Here is a 6232-nt window from a genome sequence, read left to right as displayed (position 1 = left end):
TCCTGTTCCGGTACCTGTTCCGGTACCTGTTCCGGTACCTGTTCCGGTACCTGTTCCGGTACCTGTCGATACACCGTTGAGGTCTATCACTGGAGCAACATTACCGAATAGGACATAGCTATTGCCTGGGGTGCTGCCATTGGCTCTACTAAGCTCAAGACCAGGAGCTCCGATAACTAGGTCATCAATGCTATCACTATTAACGTCTTTTGCTCCACTTACTGAGAAGCCTAGGGAGTCAGTACCTTCGATAACTAAGCCATTTTCCCCGTCTAGGGTAGAAAGGTCTACACTGCCAGTAGTTCCCAACCCTTCACTGCCGAACAGCACATAAACTTTGCCTGCACCTTTAGCTCCAATCGCAATATCAGCATACCCATCTTGGTCAAGATCCCCAGCATGACTAACTGACGAGCCCAGGAGACCCTCCGCTTCAATCCCTTTGATGGCAAAGCCATTGGTACCATCGAGGCTTGCAAGGTCTAAGTTCCCTGTACCAGCAACATCTGTGCCGCCAAACACTACGTAAGCCTGGCCAACATCAGTCTGGGTATCGGAGTCAACAGAGGGAGCCCCAATGATTAAGTCACTAACACCATCACCATTGACATCCCCAGCATCACTCACGGACCAGCCTGCCCTGTCACCGAGATCAAGGCTGGAACCTTTATCAATACCATTAATGACAAAGCCAGTTTTGGGGTCGGAGGAGGGTATCGATGAGAGGTCTAGGGTTCCAGTGGCACCCAAACCTGAACCACCGAACACTACATAAGTCTTGCCAGCAGAACTGTTGTCAGTCAGAGGAGAATCACTACCAGGAGCACCGATAGCGAAATCCTTGATGCCATCACCATTGATATCCCCAGCACTACTGACTGAGAAACCTGCCAAGTTTCCTGCAACACTACTGGTGAGGAGGAAGCCATTAGTGCCGTCCAGAGTGGAGAGGTCTAGGCTACCGCCAGTACCTTGTGTGCCCCCAAATACCACATAAGCTTCGCCAGGATTAAGACCGGGAGAAGCAATAGGCAACAAAGCATTAGGAGCACCAATCAAGATGTCATCGTTACCATCGCCATTAACATCCCCTAAATTGCTGATGGAATGACCAGAAAATTCTGCAGGATCGACGCCATTGATAGCAAAGCCAGATGAGAGATCTACGCTACCAGTAGAGCCCACAGTGGGACCGCCAAATATCACATAGCTCACGCCATTGTTGTTGGGACCAGCACCAGGAGCACTTACCAGTAGGTCACTCGTACCATCACTATTGATATCTCCACCACTGCTAACCGAAAAGCCTAAGAATCCAGTTGAATTAAGACCTGCAATAACAAAACCGTTAGTACCGTCTAGGTCAGCGAGTTCGATGTTACCACTAGCACCCACATCTGGACCACCGAAGACTACATAGCTTGTACCTGAAAAAAGGCCATTGGGATCTGCCCCTGGGGCTCCGATAATCAAGTCAGCATTGCCATCACCGTTGATATCTCCAGCGCTGCTGACTGAGAAGCCGGAGCGGTCACCTAATGTAACACCATTAATAGAGAACCCAATTCTGCCGTTAAGGTTTGAAAGATTAAATAGTTGATTTGACATAGTTAATTTGGTAGATGTCTATATGCTTTCGATTTGACATCATCTCAGCTAATCCTAGTGATTGGCACGAAGATTGTGATAAATTCATCAAAATTTTACGTAATTCTGAAGCAGTCTACCATAAATCTTTATATGTTGATTGTAAAGAATTAAGTACTGTAACATAGCTACTACGCCCTTTGAGGTATTAAGTCAGTCAATATGATTAGAATTTCTCGGATTTTCGTTGTTGGTAGGTAATTGGTGTTGACGAAAAGTCCGCTAATCAAGGGATAACCTTCCTCGACAATCCACCACTCAAGCTTTTTGGTTTTGTTCAAATATTTATGCACTAAAGAAAATCCGTTATGTAAAGATTTGGCAAAACCGCCAATTTGGCACGACAGTATTATTGAATTGTGCTAATGATCTTGTGTTTGTTGACACCTACCTAATTTCTCCATCTCCCCATCTCCCCATCTCCCCATCTCCCCATCTCCCCATCTCCCCATCTCCCCATCTCGATTATTGGGATAATCAGGATATTGCCAATGGAATCTAGATTTCTTAGGTCAAAACGGGATAACTAAAAATAAATCCCTTCAGTCTTAGTCAGTGTACATCTATGACATATTGCCTGAGAATTGCTGATATTCCGATCAGTGAACGTCCTCGCGAGCGATTAGTTGCTCTAGGAGCTAAAAATCTGGCGACAGCGGAACTGCTAGCAATTCTTTTAGGTACAGGTCAAGGCAAAGGTAAGCTTTCTGCCATGGGTTTGGGACAGTTGATTTTACAGGAACTTGCTAAAGACCAACGAGACCCAATGGCTGTGTTGCGGAATATTAAAGCTCAAGAATTGACCCAAATTCATGGTGTTGGACTAGCGAAAGCCACAACGATTTTAGCAGCAGTGGAGCTGGGAAAACGGGCATTTCTGTCTCGACCAACAGAAGGTGTAATTATTGATAGTCCAGCCTCAGCAGCAGCGTCTTTGAGTCATGACTTAATGTGGCAAAATCATGAAAGATTTGCTGTGTTGCTACTCGATGTTAAAAATCATTTGTTGGGTACTCAGATTATTACTGTTGGTACCGCAACAGAAACCATTGCGAATCCCCGGGATATTTTCCGAGAAGTGCTGCGCCAAGGAGCAACACAGGTAATTGTGGCTCACAATCATCCCACTGGCAGTGTTGACCCAAGTTTTCAAGATATTACTCTAACCGAACGGTTATTACAGGTAGGTCAACTATTATGTATTCCGGTATTGGATCACTTGATTGTTGGGAATGGTAATTACCAGAGCATACGGCAAGTAACGAAACTGTGGGATGAGTATCCTCAGGAGGATTGATACGAGTTGCATTCAAAGATAGGGAGATAGGGAGATTGGGAGATAGGGAGATAGGGAGATAGGGAGATTGGGGGAACAGAAAGTTATACCTTTAACCGCAACTTAGTATGACGTTTGGCGTTGCTGAATTAAGGAATGAATGCGCAATCATCTGGTGCATGTTAAAGCCCCCGTGGGTCCCCCAACTTTGCGGTGCGACCCAAGGGCGATTTACTCGCCCATTGGAAAGCGCACCGGGAGGGACGCAAGAAGGTCTTATTCCCCCCAGAATTGGGGGGTTAGGGGGGCGAAACCATACCCAGAATCAGCAACGCCTGACGTTTAGCTGTGGTAGACACGGAAGGGTTATCTGACCATTCATCTCATGGGCTAATTATTACCTTTGAATTATTACCCTTAATCAAACCCTGCCGATCTTCCCACACGCCCCAAACTACCCACACGCCCTAAACTTCCCATCTGCTGTGTGCCAGAAAATGTTAAGTTAAGTATCAAAACGTGTCTTTTCTTTACAAAAGACCCGATCACCCAATCGGTGATCTCTCACCTCCGACGTATCATCAAAACACTATCACAAGGATTCAGCCATGGTTACTAAAGTCCAAAAGACTGAAGCACAGTGGAAAGAGCAGCTAACACCGGAACAGTATAAAGTCACCAGACAGAAGGGAACGGAAAGAGCCTTTACTGGAGAATACTGGAACAATAAGGAGAAGGGTATCTACAAATGTATCTGTTGCGGCACAGAGCTATTTAACTCCGATACCAAATATGATTCTGGGACAGGTTGGCCTAGTTTTTATGCACCTATCAAAGAAGAGAATGTAAAGGAGGAAGCCGATAACAGCCTATTTATGCGCAGGACAGAAGTGTTGTGTGCTGTCTGTGACGCTCACCTAGGTCACGTGTTTAGCGATGGACCACAACCAACAGGCTTACGCTACTGTATGAATTCTGCTTCCCTTAGTTTCGAGAAACAGGATTAAAAACATAGGATTAATCAGATCAAGTCTCCTGAGTTTAATTGGGAAAATCAATTATGGTCTGTCGATAAAACTGGGGCATTCCGGTATCAAAATACTTGCCTTTAACTAGATAACCGGTTATGCCCTCTTCTTGTCGCAATTTATCAAGACAGGATGTCAGCTGAAATTCGCCTTTTTCACGGATATTGTGGTTGATTTGCTCTTCAAGATAGTCAAAAATTTTCGGCTTAAGTACATACATACCAAATACCGCTAAGAACTGATCCGCTGCCATTCCTTCCATATGGAGATGGGCTCGCGCATACTCAAGAGTAGGCTTTTCATAAAGCTCTGTCACACGCAACCGTGATTCTGACTCTTCCCAAATCCCAGTCACACAACCGGCTTTATGAATAATCTCTCCTGGCATTACGGTCAAGGCAACAACGCTCTGATCAACCTGGCTATAAACGTTTAGAACTTGACTAGCACAGGAATTTTCATGGTCAGAAGCGTAAACATGATCCCCCAGCAACAATAGAAAAGGCTGATCATTTACCCATTCTTTGGCACAAAATACAGCATGACCATAGCCTTCTTGCTTCTCTTGAATCAGAAACGTAATTCTCTGGCCTAAATCCTGTAAATATTGGCTGTATGCTTGGTTTTCTGGAGAGAGTTTATCGAAGAGTTCGGGTTTGGGGGGCGACTTAAACAATTCTTCAAAATGTTTGCGATCGCTTTTTTGAACCACAATCCCCACTTCTTCTATCCCAGCATTGACCGCTTCTTCCACAATCGCCATGATCACTGGTTTCGCCCTACCATCCCGGTCAATAATCGGAAATAACTCTTTTTTTACCACTTTGGTGGCTGGAAACAAACGGGTACCAAAACCCGCTGCGGGAATTACAGCTTTGCGAACGTTATTGGTCTGCATAAATCGTTAACGTCAAAGATTCCATTTGGGGGAAATCACGCTCAAGAATTTTAATTAACTTTTGTTGACTTTCCTTGTCTTTAACAATAAATTGTGCACTACCATCCCCTTGAGAGCCCACTCCCTTTCCCCCGAGGATATAAGGTTGAATTGGTTCATAATTCAGGATGTGGTGCAACACTCTAGCAGTTAATTGCTCAGGGCAAGCAGGGATAAGATAGCGGTCGAATTCAGCTTGTGCCTGATTCATCAAGGCACCAATCCGTTCAGCATCACCCCTTTCCAGAGCCTCAACGGCCTCCTGAGTAATTTTAGAACTGATTGAACCAAGATAGTGCTGAACATTTTGTTGTATTTCGTTAGTGGCGAAGGGATAGCACTGATTCAGTTTACCGAGTATTTCCTGAGTATTTTTACTCGCCCCGAGGTCTACAATTACAAAAAATAGATTCCGAGGTACCTTGAGTTCAGTAATATCGGTGTGATCACCATCAAACATCATCATGATCGGTCGATTGCCATAAGCACAGGCGAAATCCATCCGACCACATTGGGAAGGGGTGGTGGTTTCCCCTAGATAGGCTAACTCCATTTCCTCTTGGAGGCTCATGTTTAAGTCATACAGGAGATTGAAGCTGCGGGCAACTAGGACGGAAATTGCTGCACTTGAGGATAGCCCTTTCTTGATTGGTAAGTCAGTGCGGTAATTATCGATTTCAATTCCACCGACAGGATAGCGAGAGAGACACTGGTAGGCAACCCCAGCAGCATAACTAAAAAAACCGCCTTTTTTAGCAACAGCGAGCAGAGCACTCCTTTCCATTGGTAAACTAATACAAAGGGTCGGGGCACCCTCCCGACCGGAAGTACGAATAATCAGCTCGGTCGGATCAGATAAGACCAGAGCATAAAGTCCCTGATTGGTTCCGGTGATTAGGGTGTAGCCTCTTTCGAGCTGGGGATTTAGGCAGCGATAGCCTCCTGCCCAATCACTATGTTCCCCAAATAGACAAAGGCGACCTGGGACAAACAGTTTCATTATTGAGTTAAATGCAAACGCAGTCTTGATTGGAATATAATACAACCGGTGATTGCAGTGGGAGCTTCCGAGAGGCTACAGTGTATTTTATTGAGCTGCAAAGCACTATATAAAGCACGCGTAGTATGACATTGCCATCAGAGGGATTGCATTCAAAGACGGCAAGACACCACCAGACGGTGAAACTGTCCATAGAGGGTGCTACCGGTGAATGCTACTTGGTATTAACTAGAACTTTTGAAAGCTCTATATGGGTAGATAGAAATAAACCATTAGTGGGGTAACTCAATAGAAGGTTTTATGTTAACTACTGCATGGAAGAGTTGGCTGTGGATCCCTAAGGA

General features: G+C 45.1%; 5 protein-coding genes. 2 read left to right on the top strand and 3 right to left on the bottom strand.

Annotation, left to right across the window (positions count from 1 at the left end; translation table 11 throughout):
• A partial coding sequence (locus tag F6J99_RS40170; RefSeq protein WP_293121759.1) for an integrin alpha occupies positions 1-1608 on the bottom strand: 1608 nt, incomplete at its 3' end.
• A gap of 604 nt (positions 1609-2212) precedes the next feature.
• Here F6J99_RS40170 and radC point away from each other — a divergent pair.
• Both radC and msrB read left to right on the top strand, forming a co-directional pair.
• Positions 2213-2944 (top strand): DNA repair protein RadC, encoded by a 732-nt coding sequence (radC, locus tag F6J99_RS40165; protein WP_070394266.1) that lies wholly within the window; start codon positions 2213-2215, stop codon positions 2942-2944.
• Positions 2945-3531: 587 nt separating this feature from the next.
• Entirely contained in the window at positions 3532-3930 is a 399-nt protein-coding gene (gene msrB / locus F6J99_RS40160; RefSeq protein WP_293121757.1) for a peptide-methionine (R)-S-oxide reductase MsrB, read from the top strand.
• A gap of 34 nt (positions 3931-3964) precedes the next feature.
• On the opposite strand, the gene F6J99_RS40155 is transcribed toward msrB, so the two are convergent.
• Positions 3965-4849: a UTP--glucose-1-phosphate uridylyltransferase gene (locus F6J99_RS40155; RefSeq protein WP_293121756.1), complete on the bottom strand. Its 885-nt coding sequence runs from the start codon at positions 4847-4849 to the stop codon at positions 3965-3967.
• On the bottom strand, positions 4836-5888 hold the full coding sequence (locus tag F6J99_RS40150; protein ID WP_293121755.1) for a GHMP kinase: 1053 nt from the start codon (positions 5886-5888) through the stop codon (positions 4836-4838). The genes F6J99_RS40155 and F6J99_RS40150 overlap by 14 nt, the downstream gene beginning before the upstream one ends.
• Between the last annotated feature and the right edge of the window lie 344 nt (positions 5889-6232).

The sequence above is a fragment of the Moorena sp. SIO4G3 genome (assembly GCF_010692305.1).
Lineage (GTDB): Bacteria > Cyanobacteriota > Cyanobacteriia > Cyanobacteriales > Coleofasciculaceae > Moorena > Moorena producens_A.
The sequence above is the reverse complement of the archived record's forward strand: the minus strand, read 5'-3'. Positions and strand labels throughout refer to the sequence as shown.

What these genes read in the sequence shown, in the direction of transcription:
- radC (WP_070394266.1), top strand. Translation starts at nt 2,213, where the DNA reads ATGACATATTGCCTGAGAATTGCTGATATTCCGATCAGTGAACGTCCT.
- msrB (WP_293121757.1), top strand. Translation starts at nt 3,532, where the DNA reads ATGGTTACTAAAGTCCAAAAGACTGAAGCACAGTGGAAAGAGCAGCTA.
- F6J99_RS40155 (WP_293121756.1), bottom strand. Translation starts at nt 4,849, where the DNA reads ATGCAGACCAATAACGTTCGCAAAGCTGTAATTCCCGCAGCGGGTTTT.
- F6J99_RS40150 (WP_293121755.1), bottom strand. Translation starts at nt 5,888, where the DNA reads ATGAAACTGTTTGTCCCAGGTCGCCTTTGTCTATTTGGGGAACATAGT.